Raw genomic sequence first — 22,236 nt, forward strand, 5'->3', positions numbered from 1 at the left:
TAGGTCGATCTGGGTTTCCTTCATGCTACAGGCAAGGGGCCGGTCGCACCTGCGATTGTGTGCGACCTGACCCCCGGTACCTGTGAACGCGCCGCGTTCTCAGTGGTGCGCCTTGGCCTCGTGGTCTTTGGTCCCGTGGTCCTTGGAGCCCTGGTCCTTGGACCCGTGATCCTTGGTCTCGCGGTGCCCGGCCTCGTGGTGCCTGGCCTCCCGCGCCCTGCTGCCGTGCTTCTTGGCCTCGTCCGTCCTGCCGAGGTTCTTCACGGCCTTGAGCGCGCCGGCCACGTTGGGGCCGGTGAGGGGCTCCGCTTCGGCGGCCCTCCCGTTGGTGCCGAGCCAGCCGGCCAGCTTGCCGCCCTCGCCGATCGCGCGCAGCCTGGCCTCCGCCGCGTCGCGCACCGGGTCGGTCGCCACGACGAGGAGTTCGTCGCCGCGGCGCAGTACGGTCGAGGGCGCGGGCACGAAGCTGTTGTCGTCCCGCACGACCAGCGTCACCGCCGCCCCGGCGGGCAGGCGCAGCTCCCCGACCTCGACGCCGTGCATCTTCGACTTCGCCGGGATGGCCACGGAGAGCAGATGTCCGCGGAGCCGTTCCAGCGGTGCCGATTCGATGCCCAGGTCGGCGGCCTCCGACGGGTCCTCGGCGATCTTGAGGGCCTTCGCGAGCCAGGGCAGCGTCGGTCCCTGGATGAGGGTGTAGACGACGACGAGCACGAAGACGATGTTGAAGACCCGGGTGGAGCCGTCGATTCCGGACACCATGGGGATGGTGGCCAGGATGATGGGCACCGCGCCGCGCAGACCGGCCCAGGACATGAGGGCCTTCTCCTGCCAGGGCAGCCGGAAGGGCGCCAGCGAGATGAAGACCTCCAGCGGTCTGGCCACCACGGTCAGGACCAGGCCCACGACGATGGCGGGCCAGAAGTCGTCGATCAGGTCGTGCGGGGTGACCAGCAGTCCGAGGAGGACGAACATGCCGATCTGGGCCAGCCAGCCGAGCCCGTCGGCGAATCCGCGGGTGGCGGGCCAGTGCGGCAGCTTGGCGTTGCCGAGGATCATCGCGGCCAGGTAGACGGCGAGGAACCCGCTGCCGTGCAGCATCGCGCCCGCCGCGTACGCGGACACCGCGATCGCCATCACGGCGATCGGGTAGAGGCCGGATGCGGGCAGCGCCACATGACGCAGCCCGTACGAGCCCAGCCAGCCGACGGCGATGCCGATGGCCGCGCCGATGGCCAGTTCCAGGGCTATCTCGCCGACCAGTACGTACCAGTGGTCCACCGGACCGACGGTCGAGAAGGCCACCACGAGGATCACCACGGGGGCGTCGTTGAAGCCGGACTCGGCCTCCAGGACGCCGGTGATCCGGGCGGGCAGGGGCACCTTGCGCAGGACGGAGAAGACCGCGGCGGCGTCCGTGGACGAGACGACCGCGCCGATGATCAGGGCCTGCCGCCATTCCAGGCCGACCAGGTAGTGCGCTCCGGCCGCGGTCACGCCCACGCTCACGCCCACGCCGACGAGGGAGAGGACGACGGCCGCGGGCAGCGCGGGTTTGATCTCTTTCCACTTCGTGCCGAGGCCGCCCTCGGCGAGGATCACGACCAGGGCCGCGTAGCCGATCACCTGCGTCAGTTCCGCATTGTCGAACTTGACGTCGAAGAACCCGTCCTGGCCCATGGCGATCCCGATGCCGAGGTACAGGAGCAGGCTGGGGAGCCCGCTGCGCGACGAGATGCGCACCGCCGCCACCGCGACGAGCAGGACGAGTGAGCAGACGAGCAGGAGTTCGTTGAGCGCGTGGACAGTCAGTGGCCGGTCCTTCCCTGCGTACGCCTGCCGGATCGTCTTCCGGTGGCCGGTACTTCGTTACCTTACCTAATCTTTAACGTTTTCTTGATGCGTTCGAGTATTCGTACGATCGCTACGCAATTCGAACCATCCCGATACCGCGTCAGACCGGCCCGGACGCTGCGCCTATGGTTGCTCCTGCACTCCCAGGACCACCCTGCCCCTCGAAGGACAGCGATGCCCGCCAACACAACCGCCTCTTCCGGCTCCACCGGTACCGCCGGTGGCGGGTCGCGCAAGAAGAAGGGGCGACGCGCCCGCCTGATCGTGATCGTCCTGGTGCTGGCGCTTGTCGCGGGTATCGGTTACGGAACGTACTGGTCCGTATCCACTGTGCGCGCCTCGTACCCCCAGACCAGCGGCACCGCCCAGCTCGCCGGCCTCGACAGCAATGTCGACGTGAAGCGCGACAGCTACGGGATTCCGCAGATCTACGCCGACACCGACGCCGACCTGTTCCGTGCCCAGGGCTTCGTCCAGGCGCAGGACCGCTTCTGGGAGATGGACGTCCGCCGTCACATGACGGCGGGACGGCTCTCCGAGATGTTCGGCTCCGGCCAGGTCGAGACCGACTCCTTCCTGCGCACGCTGGGCTGGCGCAAGGTCGCGCAGGAGGAGTACGACAACGTCCTGTCGGACGAGACCAAGAAGAACCTGCAGTCCTACGCGGACGGGGTGAACGCCTACCTCAAGGGACGCGACGGCAAGGACATCTCCGTCGAGTACGCGGCCCTCGGCTTCACCAACGACTACAAGCCGACGAAGTGGACCCCGGTCGACTCCGTCGCCTGGCTGAAGGCCATGGCCTGGGACCTGCGCGGCAACATGCAGGACGAGATCGACCGCTCGCTGATGACCAGCCGGCTCGACGGCAAGCAGATCCAGGACCTGTACCCGCCGTACCCGTACGAGAAGCACAAGCCGATCGTCGGCGAGGGTGCGATCTCCCCGGCCACCGGGAAGTTCGACCCCGAGGCGACGCCGTCCGACAGTGTCGGCTCGTCGACCGCCCAGGGCGCCACCGAGGGCCTCACCTCCCAGCTCGGCGCGCTCTCCGACACCCTGGACGAGATCCCCGCGCTGCTCGGCCCCAACGGCACCGGCATCGGGTCGAACTCCTGGGTCGTCTCCGGGAAGTACACGACCACCGGCAAGCCGCTGCTCGCCAACGACCCGCACCTGGCGCCGCAGCTGCCCTCGCTCTGGTACCAGATGGGGCTGCACTGCCGCAGCGTCTCCGCCACCTGCAAGTACGACACCGCCGGCTACACCTTCTCCGGCATGCCGGGCGTGATCATCGGCCACAACCAGAACATCGCCTGGGGCTTCACCAACCTGGGCGCCGACGTCACCGACCTCTTCCTGGAGAAGGTCTCGGGCGACGGCTACCTGTACGACGGCAGGACCAGGCCCTTCACCACCCGCGAGGAGACCATCAAGGTCGCGGGCGGCAGGGACCGGCACATCACCGTCCGCGAGACCAACAACGGACCGCTGGTCTCCGACCGCAGCAGCGAGCTGGAGAAGGTCGGCCAGAAGGCACCCGTGACCAATGCCGCCCCCGACCGGGCGGACGGCTACGGGGTGGCGCTGAAGTGGACCGCGCTGGAGCCGGGTCACTCCATGGACGCCGTCTTCGAGCTCAACCGGGCCAAGGACTTCACCACCTTCCGGGCGGCGGCCGAGCACTTCGAGGTTCCCTCGCAGAACCTCATCTACGCCGACACCCAGGGACACATCGGCTACCAGGCGCCCGGCAAGATCCCGGTCCGCAAGTCCGGTGACGGCACGATGCCCAGCCCCGGCTGGTCCTCGTCGTACGGCTGGAAGAAGGACCCGATCCCGTTCGACGAGCTGCCCTACGAGTACGACCCGAAGCGCGGCTACATCGTCACCGCCAACCAGGCCGTGATCGACGAGGACACGTACCGTCCCCTGCTCACCAAGGACTGGGGCTACGGCAGCCGCAGCCAGCGGATCAACGACCTCATCGAGTCGAAGACCAAGGGCGGCGGGAAGATCTCGACCGAAGACATGCAGAAGATGCAGATGGACAACACCAGCGAGATCGCCGCGCTGCTGGTGCCCGAGCTGATGAAGATCAACATCTCGGACAAGGACGTCCGCCAGGCGCAGAAGCTGCTGGAGGGCTGGGACTACACCCAGGAGGCCGACTCGGCGGCCGCCGCGTACTTCAACGCGGTCTGGCGCAACATCCTCAAGCTGGCCTTCGGCGACAAGCTGCCCAAGGAGATGCGCGTCAAGGGCGAGTGCCTCAACGTGCCCCCGGCCAAGAGCTCGGGTCCGGTCGACGAGCAGGACAAGCTGGTACGCGAATGCGGTCAGCGCGACCCCGACTCGGCGCAGCCGGACGGCGGCGACCGCTGGTACCAGGTGGTCGCGAACCTCATGGACAAGCCGGACAGCGACTGGTGGAAGGCGCCGGCCAACCGCAAGGACAAGGCGACCGAGAACCGCGAGGAGCTCTTCGCCCGCGCCATGGAGGACGCCCGCTGGGAGCTGACGGCCAAGCTGGGCAAGGACATCACCAGCTGGAGCTGGGGCCGGCTGCACCAGCTGACCCTGAAGAACCAGACCCTCGGTACCGAAGGGCCCGGACTGCTCCAGCGGGCGCTCAACCGCGGCCCCTGGAACCTCGGCGGCGGCGAGGCCGCGGTGAACGCCACCGGCTGGAACGCGGCGGGCGGCTACGAGGTCGTCTGGGTCCCGTCGATGCGGATGGTCGTCAACGTGGGGGACTGGGACAAGTCCCGCTGGATCAACCTCACCGGCGCCTCCGGGCACGCGTTCAGCGCGCACTACACCGATCAGACCGACAAGTGGGTCAACGGCGAACTGCTCGACTGGTCCTTCGGGACGAACGCGGTCGCCGGGGCGACGACGGACACGCTGACGCTGAAGCCGTAGGAACGGCCCCGCGGGCCTTCAGTCGTCGCTGAAGCGCCGCGGGGCCGGGCCTTCAGCCGTCACTGAAGCGCCGCGATCCGGCCGGTGTCACCACGGCGTCCACGGGGTGGTCGTGCGGTTCCTCCGGGACCCGCGCGGTCACCTCGTCGTCGTACAGCAGGACGATCAGCGCCGGGTGCGCCCCGGCCGCCGCCAGGCGCGCCAGCACCCGGTCGTAGCTGCCGCCGCCGCGGCCGAGCCGCATCCCGCGCCCGTCCACCGCGAGGCCCGGCAGCAGCACCGCGTCCGCCTCCAGGACGGCGTCGGGGCCGAGCCGCTGACCGGCGGGCTCCAGCAGCCCACGGCCGGCCTTCTCCAGGCCCGCCGCGCCCTCGTACGGCGCCCAGTCCAGGTCGTTGTCCGCGAGGAGCACCGGCAGCAGGACGCGCACGCCCCGCGCGCGCAGCGCGTCCAGCAGGGCGCGTGTTCCCGGTTCGCTCCCCACGGACACGTACGCGGCGACGGTACGGGCGCCGGCGAGCTCGGGCAGTTCGAGTGCGCGGCGGGCGAGAACCGCGGCGGCCCGTTCGACGTCCTTGCCGGTCAGGAGGCGTCGTGCGGCGAGCAGTTCACGCCGCAGCAGGGCCTTTGCGGACATGTCGGTGTTCAACGGGCACCCACGGATCTCTCGTACTGGCATATTTGAGTACAAAGTTAACCGGAGGCTCATCTTCCGCCCATGTGCGACCGTTAAGGTTCTGCGCATGACTCAGTCGAACCCCAGGATCAGCAAGGCTGTCATCCCGGCGGCGGGGCTCGGTACCCGCTTCCTGCCGGCCACCAAAGCCACTCCCAAAGAGATGCTGCCTGTCGTCGACAAGCCTGCCATCCAGTACGTCGTCGAGGAGGCGGTCGCCGCAGGGCTCTCCGACGTACTGATGATCACCGGTCGCAACAAGCGTCCCCTGGAGGACCACTTCGACCGCAATTACGAGCTGGAGTCGGCGCTGACCCGCAAGGGTGACGCCGAACGGCTGCGCAGGGTGCAGGAGTCGAGCGACCTCGCCACCATGCACTACGTCCGCCAGGGCGACCCGCGGGGGCTCGGCCACGCGGTGCTGTGCGCGGCGCCGCACGTCGGTGACCAGCCGTTCGCGGTCCTCCTCGGGGACGACCTGATCGACCCGCGCGACCCGCTCCTGGCCCGCATGGTGGAGATCCAGGAGCGCGAGGGCGGCAGCGTCATCGCGCTCATGGAGGTCCCGCCCTCGCTGATCCACCAGTACGGCTGCGCGGCCGTCGAGCCGACCGCCGAGGGCGACGTGATGCGGATCACGGGCCTGGTCGAGAAGCCCGAAGCGGCCGAGGCGCCCAGCAATCTCGCCATCATCGGCCGCTACGTCCTGGACCCCGCGGTCTTCGGCATACTGCGCATGACCGAGCCCGGCCGCGGCGGCGAGATCCAGCTGACCGACGCCCTCCAGCTCCTCGCCGCGGACGAGAAGATCGGCGGCCCGGTGCACGGCGTCGTCTTCAAGGGCCGCCGCTATGACACCGGTGACCGGAGCGATTACCTCCGTGCCATTGTCAGACTCGCGTGCGAACGTGAAGATCTGGGCCCGGAGTTCCGGACCTGGCTCCGCAGTTATGTCACCGAGGAGATGTAAGACCTTGAGCAGCACGATCTGGTCGGTGGACGAGCACCTGGAAGACATCCTCGCCGCGGTGAGGCCGCTCGAACCCATCGAGCTGCAACTGCCCGAGGCCCAGGGCTGCGTCCTGGTCGAGGACGTCGTGGTGGAGATCGCCCTGCCGCCCTTCGACAACAGCTCGATGGACGGTTACGCGGTCCGCGTCGCCGATGTCGAGGGCGCCACCGAGGAGTTCCCCGCGGTCCTCACCGTCATCGGGGACGTCGCGGCGGGCGCCGCAGGCCTGCTCGGCGACCAGCGGGTGGGACCGGGCGAGGCCGCCCGCATCATGACGGGCGCCCCGCTGCCGGCGGGCGCCGAGGCCGTGGTCCCGGTCGAGTGGACCGACGGCGGTACGGGCGAGGGCCCGGCCGCCACGATGCGCGCCCACAGCGACGCGCCCGAGGGCGCGGCGGGCGAGGTCCGCGTCCACCGCCCGGCAAAGGCCCGGGCCCATGTCCGGGACCGCGGCAGCGACGTCCGGCCGGGCGATCTGGCCCTGCGCGCGGGCTCGGTGATCGGACCGCCGCAGATCGGCCTGCTCGCCGCGATCGGCCGTTCCACGGTGAAGGTGCGGCCCCGGCCGCGCGTCGTCGTCATCTCCACCGGCAGCGAACTGGTCCAGCCCGGCGAGGAGCTGACCGGCGGCCAGATCTACGACTCGAACAGCTTCGCGCTGACGGCCGCCGCCCGCGACGCCGGAGCGATCGCCTACCGGGTGGGAGCCGTAGCCGACGACGCCGAGACGCTGCGCGCCGCGATCGAGGACCAGCTGATCCGCGCCGACATCGTCGTCACCACCGGGGGCGTCAGCGTGGGCGCGTACGACGTGGTCAAGGAGGCGCTGTCCTCCGTGGGCGACGAGGACGAGCCGGGCAGCGGCATCGACTTCCGCAAGCTCGCCATGCAGCCGGGCAAGCCGCAGGGCTTCGGCTCCATCGGCCCGGACCACACCCCGCTGCTGGCACTGCCCGGCAACCCGGTCTCCAGCTACGTCTCCTTCGAACTGTTCGTACGGCCCGCGATCCGCACCCTGATGGGGCTGCCGGACGTGAACCGCCCGAGCACCCGGGCCACTCTGGTGACCGACAAGACGCTGTCCTCGCCCGAAGGACGGCGGCAGTTCCTGCGCGGGGCGTACGACGCGGAGGCCGGCACCGTCACCCCCGTCGGAGGCTCGGGATCGCATCTGATCGCCGCTCTGGCCCAGGCGGACGCGCTGATCGTGCTGCCCGAGGACGTCACTTCGGCGGAGCCCGGCGCGGACACCGAGGTGATCCTGCTCCGCTGACCGGTGCCCGGTGGCGGTACGGTGTCTGCCGCTGTGCCTTCCGGGGGACACCCCCCGGACCCCGGGCCTGCACCCCGGTGCAGCCCAGGGGCAACCGGCGCCCTACCGCTAGGCGGAGTTAGTTGAGTACGCAGAACAGGCTGACGCACATCGACGAGGCGGGCGCCGCCCGCATGGTCGACGTCTCCGCGAAGGACGTCACCGCGCGCGTCGCCCGCGCCAGTGGCCGGGTCCTCGTCTCGCCGCGTGTCATCGAGCTGCTCCGGGGCGAAGGGGTCCCCAAGGGGGACGCCCTCGCCACCGCGCGCATCGCCGGGATCATGGGGGCCAAGCGCACCCCGGACCTGATCCCGCTCTGCCACCCCCTCGCCGTCTCCGGTGTCACGGTCGACCTCGCGGTGGCCGACGACGCGGTGGAGATCACGGCCACCGTGAAGACCACGGACCGCACGGGCGTGGAGATGGAGGCACTGACCGCGGTGTCGGTCGCCGCGCTCACCGTCATCGACATGATCAAGGCGGTCGACAAGGCCGCGGTCATCACGGACGTCCGGGTCGAGGCGAAGTCGGGCGGCAAGTCCGGCGACTACCGGCGCAACGCGCCCGGCGGAGCGCACGCGTGAGCGCCCCGGAGCCTTCCGCCGGCTACCGCGCGCTCGTGGTGACGGCCTCGAACCGGGCCGCCGCCGGGGTCTACGCCGACAAGGGCGGCCCCCTGATCGCCGAGGCGCTGACCGGTCTCGGCTTCACCGTCGAAGGACCGCGGGTCGTGCCCGACGGCGAGCCGGTCCAGCGGGCGCTGCGGGACGGGGTGGCCGCCGCGTACGACGTCATCGTGACCACCGGCGGCACCGGCATCTCGCCCACCGACGAGACCCCCGAGGCCACCGTCAACGTCCTGGACTACGAGATCCCCGGCATCCCCGAGGCGATCCGTGCCGAGGGCCGGGACAAGGTCCCCACGGCCGCGCTCTCGCGCGGTGTGGCCGGTGTGGCCGCACGTACGCTCATCGTCAACCTGCCGGGCTCCACCGGCGGGGTGCGCGACGGGCTCGCCGTCCTGAGCCGTCTCCTGGTGCACGCCGTCGACCAGCTCCGCGGCGGCGATCACCCCCGACCCGGGAGCCCGAGCTGAACGTCCCGACCTGGCCGGTGATCCTGGTGGAAGGCGATGTCGCCCTCCGGCCGATAAAAGTGCGCGACCAGCGCATGTGGCGCGAGGTCAACCGGCGCAACCGCGACTGGCTGCGCCCCTGGGAGGCGACCGTGCCACCGCCCGCCCCGGGCGGTCCGGTGGCCCAGCGCCCCACCTACCGCCAGATGGTCCGTCATCTGCGCGCCGAGGCCGGTGCGGGCCGGATGCTGCCGTTCGCCATCGAGTACGAGGGCCGGCTGGTGGGTCAGCTGACCGTCGCCGGGATCACCTGGGGCTCGATGTGTTCGGGCCATGTCGGCTACTGGGTGGATCAGGAGGTGGCGGGCCGCGGCGTGATGCCGACCGCGGTCGCCCTTGCCGTCGACCATTGTTTCCGCACGGTCGGACTGCACCGTATCGAGGTGTGCATTCGGCCGGAGAACGGGCCCAGCCGCCGCGTCGTCGAGAAACTCGGATTCCGCGAGGAAGGGATCCGGCCCCGCTATCTGCACATCGACGGAGCCTGGCGGGACCACCTCATCTACGCGCTCACCGCGGAGGAGGTGCCCGACGGGCTGCTCCGGAGGTGGCGACGGACGCGGCCGGAACGTCCGGAACACCGCGCGAAATGAAATGTGTGTTCGAAATTGATCGGCTCGTGACTGCTAAGGAACCTGCAAACGTCGAGTGTTGATCCGAACAATCACAAAAAAAGTCCGTGATATCAGCCGGATCGTGCGACACACCGCGCCAATTGGCGGATGCCTCCGCGCAAACCCCTCTACGGTGTGAGATGTGAGCAGCAGCGGCCTCATCTACGCAGTCATCGTCGGGGCCTGGGCCGCCTACTTGGTACCGATGTGGCTCCGCAGGCAGGACGAGCTCAACGAAGCCCGTCCGACGGAACGCTTCAGCACCGCCATCCGGCTGCTTTCCGGACGGGCGGCGATGGAGCGCCGGTACGCCAAGGGGCTGCGGGAGCGCACCGAAGAGGAGGCGGCGCCCGACGCCGACCCGGACGCAGTCACGGACCGAATGGATTCCGTCGACGTCCGGGGCTTTTCCGCGCCCCCGGCGCACACCGAGGCCCGGGTGCACGACCCGGCCCGTGCGCCGGAGCGCGCCACCCCGGAGCGTCAGGCGCAGCAGCGCCCGGCCCGTGAGCAGTCGGTACCGGCCCCCTCCGACCCGTCCCCTTCCGACTCCGCCCCCGCTTCCGCCCGGCGTCCGCGCCCCGGCGGAATCGACGCGGAACGCGCCCGGCGTGCGCAGCGCCTCCAGGTTCTCGCGCGCCGCCGGCGCACCACCGTGGTCCTCTTCTTCGCCTTCACGCTCGGCGCGGTCGTCGCGGCGGTCGGCGGCCTCCACTTCCTCTGGGCACCCGCGGTCCCCGCGGTGCTGCTGAGCACGTACATCGTGCATCTGCGCGCCCAGGAGCGGCGCAGGTTCGCCTTCACCATGGACCGCCGCCGGGCGGAGGTCGCGGCGCAGCGGCTCCGCGAGAACCGCCCGCGCCGCCACCAGCCCGCCACGACTGCCCCCGCCGAGTCCGACGAGGACCCCGAGGCCCGCCACCCGGTCCCCGAGCCCACGCCCGCCGTCTCCCCGCAGGAGGCCGGCCGCCGCGCCCTGGTCGAGCAGACGGACCACGCGGAATGGGTCGACCAGCAGCGCGAGCGAGGCCGGGTCCAGGGCGACAGCTGGGAACCCGTCCCGGTCCCGCTGCCGACGTACGTCACCGCCCCGGTCGCCCCGCGCGCCACGGGCGGCATCGAGGTCGGCAACCCGGAGACCTGGAGCGCGGCCCGCTCCAGCACCGCCGAGCCCACCCAGCCGGCCGCCCCGCAGACGGCGGCCGCCCCGGTGGACCCGGCGCCACGCCAGCGCTCGGCCCAGTCCCGCCGCTCCCGCGACCGGGGCCGGACCCCGCTCTTCGACCAGTACGAGGACGGCGACCGCCCGCGCGCCGCCAACGAGTGAGACACCCGCCCCGCACGCTGCGACACCGACTCGGCTGACCAGCGCGGAACGGATTTCCGACCACCCCGTTGAGGGTGCTAAAGTTTCACTCGTTGCAAGGGCCTGTGGCGCAGTCTGGTAGCGCACCTCGTTCGCATCGAGGGGGTCTGGGGTTCAAATCCCCACAGGTCCACCGCAGCTCAGAGCCCCTACCGGGGAAATCCGGTAGGGGCTCTTTGGCGTCTCCCGGCGGAAGGGCGTCACCGGGCGGATCCGGCCGGACGGGTCGTCACATCCGCCCCTTGGGTCACCCTTGTTCTTGAGAGCCGCCGTTCCGGAGCACCGCCGGGTCTACGGCACGTCGGGGTCGCGCGCGATCCAGCCCGGGGAGTCGAGGCGGATCGCCCGGTCGCCGACCAGGGACCGGAGCGCCTCCTCCAGTACGGCGAGGGACTCCGCGCCCACCTGCTCCTCCCATCGCTCACGCAGCTCGTCGAAGACGGCCTCGCCCTGGCCGAGCAGGGCGAGGCCGTGCTCGGTGACGTGGAGGTGCGTCCGGCGGCGGTCGGCCGGGTCGGGGCGGCGTGCCACGTAGCCGCGTTCCTCCAGTACGGCGATCGTCTTCGCGGCCGCCTGCCGTGTCACCGACATCCTGCGGGCGAGCTCGGAGACGCTGTCCGCGCCGGACAGGATGGAGTGGAGGGCGAAATCGTGCACCGTCCGTACGTCCTCGTACCCGCGTTCGGCGAGCTCGGTGGTGGCTCGGTCCGCCAGGGTGCGGAAGCCGGCGAGCAGGAGCAGGGCGAGATCGGCGCCTGATCTGGACATGCGGCCAGCATACGGTCACCTTTGACATGGGCAACCTGGTTGCCTATCGTGGTGAGCAACCAGGTTGCCTATGTGGGAGCTGCTCGTGACCATCACCACGCCCTCCGGTGCGACCCTTCCCGGCGTCACCCATCACCTCGCCGACGTCAACGGCACGCGACTGCACTACGTCTCCGCCGGCACCGGCGGCTCCCCGATCCTGCTGGTGCACGGCTGGCCGGAGACGTGGTGGGCGTTCCGGAAGCTGATTCCGCTCCTGGCGCGGACCCACCGGGTGTTCGCCCTCGACCTCCGCGGGTTCGGCGATTCGAGCAACGCCGACACCGAGTACGGCGAGGCCGTGTCCGCCGAGGACCTGCACCATCTCGTCGGGCACATCGGCGAGGGCCCCGTTCATCTCCTGTGCCAGGACATCAGCGGCGGCACGGGATTCCGTTTCGCGGCGACGCACCCCGAGGACGTCATCAGCTTCACCGGAGTCGAGACGGCCCTGGCCGGGTTCGGTTTCGAGGCCCTCGCCGATGTGAACAACCACGGTTCCTGGCACGTCGGGTTCCTCGGCGCCTCGGGGATACCCGGCATGCTCCTTCCGGGCCATGAGCGCGAGCTCCTGACCGACTGGGCCTTCCCGTTGATGAGCGGGACGGAGGGGGTCATCGAGGAAGCGGATGTCGACGAGTTCGTCCGGACCTATGCGCGCCCGAACGCCTGGCGCGGCACGGAGGGGCTCTACCGCGGCGTCTTCTCCGACGACGGCGCGACCAGGGCTCTCGCCGCGTCGCACCCGATCTCCGTGCCCGTCCTCACCGTCGAGGCCGCCGGTCACCGGGGGATCACCGAGGCGACCTTCCGCCAGGTGTCCGCCGGCGAGGTCACCGCGGTGCATCTCGCGCGGGTCGGCCACCTCATCGCACAGGAGGCGCCCGAGGAACTCGCGGCCGTCCTTCTCCGGTTCACCGGGAAGGTCGACGAGAAGGGGGCCTGAACGGGGGCGGGGGAGCGGCCGACTGTGTACGTATCGCCTGGGCCCGCGTACGTACCCTCTAGGCTGAAACCCCGTACCCGCCCGTGCAGTTCTCCGCATCGAGGAGCGACCAGTGACGGCAGGAATACCCGAGTCCCAGCCCCCGATCGACACCAGCAGGCCCCACCCCGCCCGCGTCTACGACTGGTTCCTGGGCGGCAAGGAGAACTACCCGGCCGACCAGGAGTTCGGGCGGACGCTGCCGAAGGAGACGCGTGGGAACGCCGCGCGCAACCGGGCGTTCATGCACCGGGCCTCCGCCTGGCTGGCGCGGGACGGTGTCGACCAGTTCCTCGACATCGGGACCGGCATCCCCACCGAGCCCAACCTCCACCAGATCGTCCAGGCGGTCACGCCGACGGCCCGGGTCGTCTACGCGGACAACGACCCGATCGTCCTGCGGCACGCGGAGACGCTCCTCGTCAGTACGCCGGAGGGGGCCACGCACTACCTCCACGCCGATGTGCGGCAGCCGGAGGCGATCCTCGAACGGGCCAGGAACCTGCTGGACTTCGACCGGCCCATCGCCCTGTCCCTGATCGCGCTGATGCACTTCCTGCCGGACGACCAGGACCCGTACGGCATCACCCGCACCCTGGTCGACGCCTTGCCTCCGGGCAGTTATCTGGTCCTCTCGCACGGCACCGCAGACCAGCATCCGGAGCTGCGGAAGGAGACCGAGGCGGCGTACCGGAAGGGTGCCATCGCGCTGCGGATGCGTACCCACGCCGAGGTGGCGCAGTTCTTCGCGGGGCTCGACCTCGTCGAGCCGGGGCTCGTCCCCGCGACCGAGTGGTACCGCGAGGAGCCCGCGCCCGTCGTCGTGCGCAGCGGGTTCTACGTGGGCGTCGGGCGGGTCCGGTGAGCGGCCGGTTCACGGCGGCGGACGGCACCGTGCTCGCCCATGACGACCTGGGGCCGGCCGACGGTCCGCTGCCGCCCGTCGTCCTCGTCCACGGGCATCCGTTCAACCGCACCATGTGGCAGCGGCAGGCCGCCGTGCTGGTGGCCGCCGGGCGCCGGGTGATCGTGCCCGACCTGCGCGGGTACGGGGAGAGCGGCGTTGTCCCCGGCCGCACCCTGCTCGCGGACTTCGCCGGCGACATCGCCGCGCTGCTGGACCACCTGGGCGTCGCACGGGCCGTCGTCGGCGGGGTGTCGATGGGCGGGCAGATCGCGATGGAGTTCCACCGCTCGTACCCGGGGCGGGTCGCGGCGCTGGTGCTGTCCGACACCTCTCCGGCCGCCGAGACCGAGGACGGCAAGGCGTTCCGCAACCGGCTGGCCGACCGGCTGCTCGCCGAGGGGATGGACGGGTACGCGGACGAGGTGATCGACAAGATGCTCGCCCCGTACAACGTCACCGCGCTGCCGGACGTCGCCGCGCAGGTGCTGGGGATGATGCGCGGGACCGATCCCGAGGGCGCGGCGGCCGCGCTGCGGGGCCGGGCGGAGCGGCCCGACTACCGCGACTCGCTCGCCGGGGCGCGGGTGCCGGTCCTCGTCGTCGTCGGCGCGGACGACTTCTACACGCCGGTCGCGGATGCCCGGGGCCTGCACGAACTGATCCCGGGGGCGGAACTGGTGGTGATCGAGGGGGCCGGGCACCTGCCCGGCCTGGAGCGGCCCGAGGCGTTCGACGAGGCGCTGGTGCGGTTCCTGGCGCGCGGACCAGGGCATGGCTGGAAGGTGGCGCCCTAGCCCCGGAGCGGCTTGGCGAAGCAGCGGCTGCTCTCGTACGTCCGGTAGTGGCCGAACTTCTCGCAGGGCGTGTAGCCGCTGGAGAGGTACAGCGCGATCGCCTCGGGCTGCCGGTCGCCGGTCTCCAGCACCATGCGGACCCGGCCCGCCGCGCGGGCGTCGTCCTCCAGGGCGGCCAGGATGCGGCGGGCCAGGCCGTGGCCGCGCCCCTCGGGTATCACGAACATCCGCTTGAGCTCGGCGTCACCGTCCGAGTAGCCCTCGTCGTTGCGCTCCTGCGAGCGCCAGCCACCGGTGGCCACCGGGCGGTCCGACGTGTCGTACGCGAGCAGGTACAGACCGTGCGGCGGGTCGAACATCGTGGCGTCCAGCGGTGTGATGTCGCCCTCGTCCCCGTACCGCTCGGCGTATTCGAGCTGCACCTGGTCGTTGAGTTTGACGGCGTCGGGGTGGTCGTAAGGACGCGGCTGGATAATCATGCGAATGATGGTACATGTATGCGAGCGGGTGGTGTCGGTATCGTGCCGGGATGCTCACTGTGACCTCCGTGAATGTAAACGGTCTCCGCGCCGCCGCGAAAAAGGGCTTCGTCGAATGGCTCGCGCAGACCGACGCCGATGTGATCTGCCTCCAGGAGGTACGGGCCGAGCCGGAGCAGCTGCCCGAGGGGGTGCGTGAGCCCGAGGGCTGGCACACCGTCCACGCGCCGGCCGCAGCCAAGGGCCGGGCCGGGGTCTCGCTCTACTCCCGCCGGGCACCCGAGCGCGTGCAGATCGGCTTCGGCGCCTTCGGGGGCGAGGGCGGCGGGGGTGCCGAGGAGTTCGACGCGAGCGGGCGGTACGTCGAGATCGACCTGCCCGGTGTCACCGTCGCGAGCCTGTACCTGCCCTCCGGCGAGGTCGGTACCGAGAAGCAGGACGAGAAGGAGCGCTTCATGGCGGCCTTCCTGCCCTACCTCACCGGCCTGAAGGTGCGGGCCGCCGCCGAGGGCCGCGAGGTGGTGGTGTGCGGGGACTGGAACATCGCCCACCAGGAGGCCGACCTCAAGAACTGGAAGGGCAACAAGAAGAACTCCGGGTTCCTCCCCGAGGAGCGGCAGTGGCTGACCCGGGTCTTCGGTGAGGCCGCGTACGTCGACGTCGTGCGCGCCCTGCACCCGGATGTGGAGGGGCCGTACTCGTGGTGGTCCTACCGGGGCCGCGCCTTCGACAACGACACGGGCTGGCGTATCGACTACCAGGTGGCGACCCCCGGGCTGGCCGCGCGCGCGGTGAAGGCGTGGGTGGAGCGGGCCGCCACGCACGGGGAGCGGTGGAGCGACCACGCGCCGGTGACGGTGGTGTACGAGCAGTAGGAGGGCCTACTCCGAGGCCTTCGGCGGCTGCGCCGCCTCCGCGTCGCGCCGCAGCCGCCGGTCCAGCGCCATGGAGAGTTCCGCGTCCACCACCGCGCGGGCCAGCGGCCGCAGTTGGGGTGGTTCGGCCTCCGTGCTGTGGGCGCGCAGGGTGGCGACGAAGAGGTCGGCCAGGGCGTCCGCGTGCTCGCGGACCCGGCGGCCGGAGGCGAGCACCTCGGCGAGCGGGACGCCCTCCCGCACCAGTTCGGCCGACACCTCCAGCAGGCGGCGGCTGATGTGCACGATCTCGTCGCCGTCCGTGCCGAGGTAGCCGAGCTCCATGGCGGTCGCCAGGTTCTCCGGGGTGGACTCGCCCTCGAAGTAGTCCGCGAGCTGCTCGGGCGTGAGCCGGACCGGGGTCTCCTCGGTCGGTTCGCCCAGGCCCAGCACCTCGGCGACATCGCGGCCGCTCTCGAAGGTGCGGGCCAGGTCGGCGATGCCGGTGAGGGTGTGGCCGCGCTCCAGCAGACCGGAGATGGTGCGCAGGCGGGCCAGGTGGTGGTCGTCGTACCAGGCGATGCGGCCCTCGCGGCGGGGCGGCGAGATCAGGCCGCGCTCCCGGTAGAAGCGCAGGGTACGGACCGGGATGCCGGCCTCCTTCGCCAGCTCCTCCATCCGGTATTCGCGGTGCTCGCGTCCTTCTGCCACCCCCGCACCCTATCGGCCCGGGCCGTGCGGGAGGCCGAAGTTGTACCGCCGGTAACTTTCCCCCGCCGGACCCCTACCCATCGGTACGCGGCTGCTCTACTCTCCCAACAATGCCAGTGATTGCTGGCAGAGTCGTGTGACGTACCCGCGGGAGGCGGCAGCATGGCCCAGCACGAGCACGTACGAGTGGCGGTGATCGGATCAGGATTCGGGGGTCTCGGGGCCGCTGTCCGGCTGCGCCGCGAAGGCATCACCGATTTCCTGATCCTGGAACGGGCCGCGTCGGTCGGTGGCACCTGGCGCGACAACAGCTACCCGGGCTGCGCATGCGACGTACCGTCCCACCTCTACTCGTTCTCGTTCGCACCCAACCCCGAGTGGCCGCGCACCTTCTCCGGGCAGGAGCACATCCGCGCCTACCTGGAGCACGTCGCGGACACCTTCGGGCTGCGCCCGCACCTCAGGCTGAACCACGAGGTGACGATGATGCGCTGGGACAACGAGGCGCTGAACTGGGTCATCGAGAGTGCGAACGGCACGACGGTCGTCGCCGATGTCGTCGTCTCCGCGACCGGCCCGCTCTCCGACCCCAAGACGCCCGACATCCCGGGGCTCGCCGACTTCCCCGGCAAGGTCTTCCACTCCGCCCGCTGGGACCACGACGCCGACCTGACCGGCAAGCGCGTCGCGATGATCGGCACCGGGGCCTCCGCGATCCAGATCGTGCCCGCGATCCAGCCCAAGGCCGGGAAGCTGACGCTCTTCCAGCGCACCCCGCCGTGGGTCATGCCGCGGATGGACCGCGCCATCAGCGGCGCCGAGCGCTGGCTGCACCGCGCGGTCCCGGTCACCGGCACCGCGCGCCGCGGACTGCTGTGGGGCATACGGGAGTTGCAGGTCAGCGCCTTCACCAAGCACCCGGACCAGCTGGGCCTGATCGAGCGGATAGCCAAGTCCAACATGGCCCGGTCGATCAAGGACCCGGCACTGCGGGCCAAGCTGACCCCCTCGTACCGCATCGGCTGCAAGCGCATCCTGCTCTCCAGCGCCTACTACCCGGCGCTCGCCCGGCCCAACGTCGACGTGGTCGCCTCCGGGCTCGCCGAGGTGCGCGGCTCGACGCTCGTGGCGTCCGACGGTACGGAGACGGAGGCCGACGCGATCATCTTCGGCACCGGCTTCCACGTCACCGACATGCCGATCGCCGAACGGGTGGTGGGCGCCGACGGCATCACGCTCGCCGAGTCCTGGAAGGGCGGCATGCAGGCCCTGCGCGGTGCGAGCGCGGCCGGCTTCCCCAACTGGATGACGATCATCGGCCCCAACACCGGCCTCGGGAACTCGTCCATGATCCTGATGATCGAGTCCCAGCTGAACTACATGGCCGACTACCTGCGCCAGCTGGACGTGCTGGGCGGCCGGGTCGCACTCGACGCACGCCCCTCGGCCGTCGGGGCCTGGAACCACCGCGTCCAGGAGCGGATGAAGCGCACCGTCTGGAACACCGGCGGCTGCACCAGCTGGTACCTGGACGCGAGCGGACGCAACACCACGGTCTGGCCCGGCACCACCGCCGAGTTCCGCAAGGCGACGCGGAACGTCGACCTCGCGGAGTACGAGGTCGTACGCGTCACGGCGGCGAAGGACACGAAGAATTCCGCCGCCGTCGCCGAGGAGGTGGCGGGATGAGCCGGCCGCTGCCCGTACGGGAACTCATGGCCGTCTCCGCCGACGGCTCCCGCATCCACGTCGAGGTGCACGGCCAGGACGGCGCCCCGGCCGTGGTCCTCTCCCACGGCTGGACCTGCAACACCCGCTTCTGGGACGCGCAGATCAGGGACCTCGCCGTCGACCACCGCGTCATCGCCTACGATCAGCGCGGCCACGGCACCTCACCGGTCGCCGGACGCGACGGATACAGCACCGAGGCGCTGGCCGACGACCTCGAAGCGGTGCTCGCCGCCACCCTCGCCCCGGGGGAGAAGGCCGTTCTCGCCGGGCACTCCATGGGCGGCATGACGATCATGTCCGCGTCGCGCCGGGCCGGGCTGCGCGAGCACACGGCCGCCGTCCTGCTCTGCAGCACCGGCAGCTCGCGACTGCTCGCCGAATCCCTCGTCGTGCCGATGCGGCCCGGCGCCGTGCGGACCCGGATGACGCGTGCGATCCTCGGGGCGCGGGCGCCGCTCGGACCGGTCACTCCGCTCTCCCGCCGTCTCCTCAAGTACGGGACGATGGGGGCGGGTTCGGCCCCGGACCGGGTCGACGCCTGCGCACGGATCGTGCACGACTGCCCGAGGCGCGCCCGGGTCGCCTGGGGCCACGTCCTCGCGGACCTCGACCTCGACGAGGGCGTACGGGAACTGCGGGTGCCCACCGCGGTGATCGCGGGTACGGACGACCGGCTGACGCCGCCCGTCCACGCCCGGGCCGTCGCCGCGGCGCTGCCCGACTGTCTCGGGCTGACCGAACTGGCGGGCATGGGCCACATGACGCCCGTCGAGGCGCCGGAGGCGGTCACGGCGAAGATCCGCGAACTGGTGACCGCGTACCTCCCGGTACGCGGTACGGCTGAGGCCGAGGGCAAGGAGGAGGTCGCATGAGCGGCAGGCGGAGTCTCGAAGGACAGGTCGTCGTCGTCACGGGCGCGGCACGCGGCGTCGGCGAACTGCTGGCGCGCAAGCTCTCGGCGCGCGGGGCGACGCTGGCGCTCGTCGGCCTGGAGCCGGACGAACTGAAGAAGGTCTCCGAGCGGCTGCACGGGGACAGCGGCCACTGGCACGCGGACGTCACCGACCACGAGGCGATGGCGCAGGTCGCGCAGGAGGTCAAGGAGCGCTTCGGGAAGGTCGACATCGTCGTCGCCAACGCGGGCGTCGCCTCCGGCGGCCCGTTCGTCGACTCCGACCCGGTGGCCTGGCGACGGGTCATCGAGGTCAACCTCATCGGCGGCGCGGTGACCGGCCGGGCGTTCCTGCCGGTCCTGATGGAGAGCCGGGGCTACTTCCTCCAGATCGCCTCGCTCGCCGCGATCACCCCGGCCCCGATGATGACCGCGTACTGCGCGTCCAAGTCGGGCGTCGAGGCGTTCGCGCACAGCCTGCGCGCCGAGGTCGGCTACCGGGGCGTGAAGGTCGGCGTCGGCTACCTCTCCTGGACCGACACCGACATGGTGCGCGGTGCGGACGAGGACGACGTGATGCGGGAGCTGCGCCAGCGGCTGCCCTGGCCGTCCAACCGCACGTACCCGCTGGGCCCCGCCGTCGACCGCATCGTGGCCGGCATCGAGCGCCGCTCGCCGCACGTCTACGCCCAGTGGTGGCTGCGCGGCATGCAGTCCGTACGCGGCTACCTGCCGTCGCTGATCGGGGTGGTCGGCCAGCGCGAGATGAAGCGGTTCGGGTCGCGTCTTGAAGGCGTCGGCACCGGTCTCGTGGGCGCGGGAGGCGCCGCTGACCAGGACGAACGTGCGGCGCGCACGCAGCGTGAATGATCGAAATGCGAGGCATGTCCGGTCGTGTAAGTCTGGTCGAGGCCCCCACGGGGCCATCCCCACGCACCCCCACATAGGAGTGAACAGCATGGGCATCGCCGACCAGTTCAAGGACAAGGCGCAGGAGCTTGCCGACCAGGGTCAGAAGAAGATGAAGGGCGGCAAGGGCGAAGACCGGCGTCAGGGTCAGCGCCAGGACCAGGGCCAGGACCGTCGTCAGGACGTGTCCGACCGTGCCCGCCAGGCGTCCGAGCAGGGTCGCGACCGCGCCCAGGGTGCGGCGGACGACGTGCGGGAGCGCTTCGACCGTTGACGTCGCGCTGCTGAGCGTTGCGTGTCGAGGGGCGTACCCGGTTCGTTCCGGGTACGCCCTTCCGCGTGGCGCGGGTGCCCGGCCGCTGCTCGGTGCGGCACGGGCCGGACGGCGAACTGCGCTCGCACAAAAGAACGTTGGCCCTACGAAGTCCGGGCGCGGGGCTCTCGCGGGCCGCGCGGCGGCAGCGTCCGGCTGAAGACGAGATTGGTGGTCGTGCTCCCGAACTCGGCCAGCGCGTCGACGATTTCCTCCAGGTGCGCCATCGAGGTGGCCGCCACCTTCAGGACGTAGCAGTCGTCCCCGGTGGTACGCAGACATTCCAGGATCTCCGGCCGCTCCCGGAGCATCCGGTGCAGCGGCTCGTGCCGGCTCCCCGGGTACTTCAGCCGGACGACCGCCAGGGCCACGTATCCGGCCCGCTCCAGATCCACCTCGGCCCGGTACCCCGTGACGACCCCGGCCGCCTCCAGCCTCCGCACCCGCTCCGTCGTCGCCGACGCGCTCAGGTTCACCCGCCGGGCCAGCTCCGTGAAGGCGATCCTGCCGTCCCGCTGGAGCTCGTCGAGTATCGCCCAGTCGGTCGCATCAAGATTCTCGGCCATTCGCGCAGATTACCGGGGGATCCACGGGTGAACTCCGCCCGGACAGGCAGGAATCCCTTCTGCCCGCCGGTACGGCCTGGCTAGGCTCGCCCCTGTGAAGATCGGAGTGAACGTCCTCAACTTCGGACCCGGCACCGACCCCGGAGTCCTGCACGACTGGGCCCGGACCGTGGAGGGACTGGGCTTCGACCTGCTGATGGTCTCCGACCACATCGCCATCACGCCCGACGTCGCCGAGCAGTACCCGGCCCCCTTCTACGAGCCCTTCACCACCCTGTCCTGGCTTGCCGGCCTCACCACCAGGATCCGGCTCGGCACGACGGTCCTCATCGCCCCCTACCGGCACCCGCTGCTCACCGCCCGGATGGCGGCCAACCTGAACGCGCTCAGCGGCGGCCGGCTGGTCCTCGGCGTGGGGGTGGGCTGGGCGCGGCAGGAGTTCGCGGCCCTCGGCATCCCCTTCGAACAGCGGGGACGACTGACCGACACGACCCTGCGGGACATGCGCGCCGCCTGGTCCGACACGACCGCGTACGGAAGCGGGAAGATCCCGCTGTGGGTCGGCGGCAACAGCGACGCGGGCATCCGCCGGGCCGTGCGGCTCGGTGACGCCTGGCACCCGCTGCGCTGCACGATGCCCTGGCTGCGGGAAGCCGCGGACCGGCTGAGGTCGACCGCGTACGAACAGGGCCTCCCCGTGCCCGCCTTCGCTCCCCGGATCGTGCTCCGTCCCGCCCCGGCCCCGGTCGACGGCCCGCAACGCCTCGCCGGCGAGGGAACGATCGACCAGATCATGGACGACCTCGACCAGCTGCGGCTGCTGGGCGCCGACACGGTCGTCCTCGACCCGTACAACGGCGACCCCCGCGAGACCAGCAACCCGGAGCCTGCCCAGCAGGCACTCGCCACGGTGGCCGCGCACCTCCAGCTGAAGGAGCAGTCATGACCACGCCCGACGACCACACCCTCCTCCGGCGCGCCATCGCCCTCGCGGCCGAGGCGCGCGACAGCGGCAATCCACCGTTCGGCTCGCTGCTGACGGGACCGGACGGGACGGTCCTCGCGGAGGACCGCAACACGACGCTCACCGACCGGGACATCACCGCACACCCCGAACTGAAGCTCGCGCGATGGGCGGCGAGAGAACTGGACGCGCCCACGGCGGCGGCCACCACGATGTACACCAGCTGCCAGCCGTGCCCGATGTGCGAGGCGGCCATCCAGCAGGCGGGGCTGCGCCGCGTGGTGTTCGCCCTGTCCGGCGAACAGCTCCTGGACATCAGGCCGGGCAACGGCCGCCCGCCCGTGCCGCAGGAGGGACCGGAGCTGCTGGAGGAGGTACGGGCGGTGATGGAGCCGTACTACGGCTGACCCGCTGCTCTGTGCAGGGGCCG

General features: G+C 71.1%; 23 protein-coding genes and 1 tRNA gene. 18 read left to right on the forward strand and 6 right to left on the reverse strand.

Going from position 1 to position 22,236, the window contains the following annotated elements:
- Positions 1 to 99 precede the first annotated feature (99 nt).
- Positions 100 to 1,752: a potassium/proton antiporter gene (locus tag OG521_23285; GenBank protein ID WUW23538.1), complete on the reverse strand. Its 1,653-nt coding sequence runs from the start codon at positions 1,750 to 1,752 to the stop codon at positions 100 to 102.
- A 276-nt stretch (positions 1,753 to 2,028) separates the two neighbouring features.
- Between OG521_23285 and OG521_23290 the strand changes: the two genes are divergently transcribed.
- Complete coding sequence (locus tag OG521_23290; protein WUW23539.1) at positions 2,029 to 4,779, forward strand: penicillin acylase family protein; 2,751 nt, start codon at positions 2,029 to 2,031, stop codon at positions 4,777 to 4,779.
- A gap of 52 nt (positions 4,780 to 4,831) precedes the next feature.
- Here OG521_23290 and OG521_23295 read toward each other — a convergent pair whose 3' ends face one another.
- Positions 4,832 to 5,416 carry a 5-formyltetrahydrofolate cyclo-ligase gene (locus OG521_23295; protein WUW23540.1) on the reverse strand — a complete coding sequence of 195 codons (585 nt, stop codon included), beginning with the start codon at positions 5,414 to 5,416 and terminating at the stop codon, positions 4,832 to 4,834.
- 106 nt (positions 5,417 to 5,522) lie between these two features.
- Here OG521_23295 and galU point away from each other — a divergent pair, with 106 nt between their 5' ends.
- The 7 genes from galU (at position 5,523) to OG521_23330 (ending at position 11,027) form a co-directional block, all read left to right on the forward strand.
- Positions 5,523 to 6,425 carry a UTP--glucose-1-phosphate uridylyltransferase GalU gene (gene galU, locus OG521_23300; protein ID WUW23541.1) on the forward strand — a complete coding sequence of 301 codons (903 nt, stop codon included), beginning with the start codon at positions 5,523 to 5,525 and terminating at the stop codon, positions 6,423 to 6,425.
- Between the two features lie 4 nt (positions 6,426 to 6,429).
- The gene (locus OG521_23305) at positions 6,430 to 7,740 is read left to right on the forward strand and encodes a molybdopterin molybdotransferase MoeA (protein WUW23542.1); all 1,311 of its coding nucleotides are present in this window, start codon (positions 6,430 to 6,432) and stop codon (positions 7,738 to 7,740) included.
- A gap of 122 nt (positions 7,741 to 7,862) precedes the next feature.
- Complete coding sequence (moaC, locus tag OG521_23310) at positions 7,863 to 8,363, forward strand: cyclic pyranopterin monophosphate synthase MoaC (GenBank protein ID WUW23543.1); 501 nt, start codon at positions 7,863 to 7,865, stop codon at positions 8,361 to 8,363.
- Positions 8,360 to 8,875, forward strand: a complete 516-nt coding sequence (locus OG521_23315) for a MogA/MoaB family molybdenum cofactor biosynthesis protein (GenBank protein ID WUW23544.1) — start codon at positions 8,360 to 8,362, stop codon at positions 8,873 to 8,875. Before moaC ends, OG521_23315 begins: the two co-directional genes overlap by 4 nt.
- A 17-nt stretch (positions 8,876 to 8,892) precedes the next feature.
- The gene (locus OG521_23320) at positions 8,893 to 9,507 is read left to right on the forward strand and encodes a GNAT family N-acetyltransferase (protein WUW23545.1); all 615 of its coding nucleotides are present in this window, start codon (positions 8,893 to 8,895) and stop codon (positions 9,505 to 9,507) included.
- Between the two features lie 163 nt (positions 9,508 to 9,670).
- On the forward strand, positions 9,671 to 10,855 hold the full coding sequence (locus tag OG521_23325; protein WUW23546.1) for a hypothetical protein: 1,185 nt from the start codon (positions 9,671 to 9,673) through the stop codon (positions 10,853 to 10,855).
- A gap of 98 nt (positions 10,856 to 10,953) precedes the next feature.
- Positions 10,954 to 11,027, forward strand: a tRNA-Ala gene (locus tag OG521_23330).
- A gap of 158 nt (positions 11,028 to 11,185) precedes the next feature.
- On the opposite strand, the gene OG521_23335 is transcribed toward OG521_23330, so the two are convergent.
- Positions 11,186 to 11,662 carry a MarR family winged helix-turn-helix transcriptional regulator gene (locus OG521_23335; protein WUW23547.1) on the reverse strand — a complete coding sequence of 159 codons (477 nt, stop codon included), beginning with the start codon at positions 11,660 to 11,662 and terminating at the stop codon, positions 11,186 to 11,188.
- 85 nt (positions 11,663 to 11,747) lie between these two features.
- On the opposite strand from OG521_23335, the gene OG521_23340 reads away from it, so the two are divergent.
- The 3 genes from OG521_23340 (at position 11,748) to OG521_23350 (ending at position 14,387) form a co-directional block, all read left to right on the forward strand.
- Positions 11,748 to 12,647: an alpha/beta hydrolase gene (locus tag OG521_23340; GenBank protein WUW23548.1), complete on the forward strand. Its 900-nt coding sequence runs from the start codon at positions 11,748 to 11,750 to the stop codon at positions 12,645 to 12,647.
- Between the two features lie 112 nt (positions 12,648 to 12,759).
- Positions 12,760 to 13,551: an SAM-dependent methyltransferase gene (locus tag OG521_23345; GenBank protein ID WUW23549.1), complete on the forward strand. Its 792-nt coding sequence runs from the start codon at positions 12,760 to 12,762 to the stop codon at positions 13,549 to 13,551.
- Entirely contained in the window at positions 13,548 to 14,387 is an 840-nt protein-coding gene (locus tag OG521_23350; protein WUW23550.1) for an alpha/beta hydrolase, read from the forward strand. Before OG521_23345 ends, OG521_23350 begins: the two co-directional genes overlap by 4 nt.
- Here OG521_23350 and OG521_23355 read toward each other — a convergent pair.
- Positions 14,384 to 14,866, reverse strand: a complete 483-nt coding sequence (locus tag OG521_23355; GenBank protein ID WUW23551.1) for a GNAT family N-acetyltransferase — start codon at positions 14,864 to 14,866, stop codon at positions 14,384 to 14,386. The two genes, OG521_23350 and OG521_23355, sit on opposite strands and share 4 nt — an antisense overlap.
- Positions 14,867 to 14,916: 50 nt before the next feature.
- Between OG521_23355 and OG521_23360 the strand changes: the two genes are divergently transcribed.
- Positions 14,917 to 15,741 (forward strand): exodeoxyribonuclease III, encoded by an 825-nt coding sequence (locus OG521_23360; GenBank protein ID WUW23552.1) that lies wholly within the window; start codon positions 14,917 to 14,919, stop codon positions 15,739 to 15,741.
- A gap of 6 nt (positions 15,742 to 15,747) precedes the next feature.
- Here the strand turns inward: OG521_23360 and OG521_23365 are convergent, their stop codons facing one another.
- Positions 15,748 to 16,398, reverse strand: coding sequence for a MerR family transcriptional regulator (locus tag OG521_23365; protein ID WUW26773.1), 651 nt, complete (start codon positions 16,396 to 16,398; stop codon positions 15,748 to 15,750).
- Between the two features lie 195 nt (positions 16,399 to 16,593).
- Between OG521_23365 and OG521_23370 the strand changes: the two genes are divergently transcribed.
- The 4 genes from OG521_23370 to OG521_23385 all read left to right on the forward strand — a co-directional run bounded on the left by OG521_23370 (position 16,594) and on the right by OG521_23385 (position 20,237).
- Positions 16,594 to 18,120 carry an NAD(P)/FAD-dependent oxidoreductase gene (locus tag OG521_23370; protein ID WUW23553.1) on the forward strand — a complete coding sequence of 509 codons (1,527 nt, stop codon included), beginning with the start codon at positions 16,594 to 16,596 and terminating at the stop codon, positions 18,118 to 18,120.
- Positions 18,117 to 19,034: an alpha/beta hydrolase gene (locus OG521_23375; GenBank protein ID WUW23554.1), complete on the forward strand. Its 918-nt coding sequence runs from the start codon at positions 18,117 to 18,119 to the stop codon at positions 19,032 to 19,034. Before OG521_23370 ends, OG521_23375 begins: the two co-directional genes overlap by 4 nt.
- Complete coding sequence (locus tag OG521_23380; GenBank protein ID WUW23555.1) at positions 19,031 to 19,924, forward strand: SDR family oxidoreductase; 894 nt, start codon at positions 19,031 to 19,033, stop codon at positions 19,922 to 19,924. Before OG521_23375 ends, OG521_23380 begins: the two co-directional genes overlap by 4 nt.
- 88 nt (positions 19,925 to 20,012) lie before the next feature.
- Entirely contained in the window at positions 20,013 to 20,237 is a 225-nt protein-coding gene (locus tag OG521_23385) for a hypothetical protein (protein ID WUW23556.1), read from the forward strand.
- Between the two features lie 143 nt (positions 20,238 to 20,380).
- Here OG521_23385 and OG521_23390 read toward each other — a convergent pair whose 3' ends face one another.
- Positions 20,381 to 20,842, reverse strand: coding sequence for an Lrp/AsnC family transcriptional regulator (locus tag OG521_23390; protein ID WUW23557.1), 462 nt, complete (start codon positions 20,840 to 20,842; stop codon positions 20,381 to 20,383).
- 94 nt (positions 20,843 to 20,936) lie between these two features.
- On the opposite strand from OG521_23390, the gene OG521_23395 reads away from it, so the two are divergent.
- Complete coding sequence (locus OG521_23395) at positions 20,937 to 21,788, forward strand: LLM class flavin-dependent oxidoreductase (protein ID WUW23558.1); 852 nt, start codon at positions 20,937 to 20,939, stop codon at positions 21,786 to 21,788.
- Positions 21,785 to 22,213, forward strand: a complete 429-nt coding sequence (locus tag OG521_23400; GenBank protein ID WUW23559.1) for a nucleoside deaminase — start codon at positions 21,785 to 21,787, stop codon at positions 22,211 to 22,213. Before OG521_23395 ends, OG521_23400 begins: the two co-directional genes overlap by 4 nt.
- The last annotated feature ends 23 nt before the right edge of the window (positions 22,214 to 22,236 follow it).

This window comes from Streptomyces sp. NBC_01463 (assembly GCA_036227345.1).
In the GTDB taxonomy this organism is placed as follows: Bacteria; Actinomycetota; Actinomycetes; order Streptomycetales; family Streptomycetaceae; genus Streptomyces.

What these genes read in the sequence shown, in the direction of transcription:
- OG521_23295 (WUW23540.1), bottom strand. Translation starts at nt 5,416, where the DNA reads ATGTCCGCAAAGGCCCTGCTGCGGCGTGAACTGCTCGCCGCACGACGC.
- OG521_23360 (WUW23552.1), top strand. Translation starts at nt 14,917, where the DNA reads ATGCTCACTGTGACCTCCGTGAATGTAAACGGTCTCCGCGCCGCCGCG.
- OG521_23390 (WUW23557.1), bottom strand. Translation starts at nt 20,842, where the DNA reads ATGGCCGAGAATCTTGATGCGACCGACTGGGCGATACTCGACGAGCTC.
- OG521_23385 (WUW23556.1), top strand. Translation starts at nt 20,013, where the DNA reads ATGGGCATCGCCGACCAGTTCAAGGACAAGGCGCAGGAGCTTGCCGAC.
- OG521_23375 (WUW23554.1), top strand. Translation starts at nt 18,117, where the DNA reads ATGAGCCGGCCGCTGCCCGTACGGGAACTCATGGCCGTCTCCGCCGAC.
- OG521_23335 (WUW23547.1), bottom strand. Translation starts at nt 11,662, where the DNA reads ATGTCCAGATCAGGCGCCGATCTCGCCCTGCTCCTGCTCGCCGGCTTC.
- OG521_23400 (WUW23559.1), top strand. Translation starts at nt 21,785, where the DNA reads ATGACCACGCCCGACGACCACACCCTCCTCCGGCGCGCCATCGCCCTC.
- OG521_23290 (WUW23539.1), top strand. Translation starts at nt 2,029, where the DNA reads ATGCCCGCCAACACAACCGCCTCTTCCGGCTCCACCGGTACCGCCGGT.
- OG521_23370 (WUW23553.1), top strand. Translation starts at nt 16,594, where the DNA reads ATGGCCCAGCACGAGCACGTACGAGTGGCGGTGATCGGATCAGGATTC.
- OG521_23355 (WUW23551.1), bottom strand. Translation starts at nt 14,866, where the DNA reads ATGATTATCCAGCCGCGTCCTTACGACCACCCCGACGCCGTCAAACTC.
- OG521_23365 (WUW26773.1), bottom strand. Translation starts at nt 16,398, where the DNA reads ATGGAGGAGCTGGCGAAGGAGGCCGGCATCCCGGTCCGTACCCTGCGC.
- OG521_23380 (WUW23555.1), top strand. Translation starts at nt 19,031, where the DNA reads ATGAGCGGCAGGCGGAGTCTCGAAGGACAGGTCGTCGTCGTCACGGGC.
- galU (WUW23541.1), top strand. Translation starts at nt 5,523, where the DNA reads ATGACTCAGTCGAACCCCAGGATCAGCAAGGCTGTCATCCCGGCGGCG.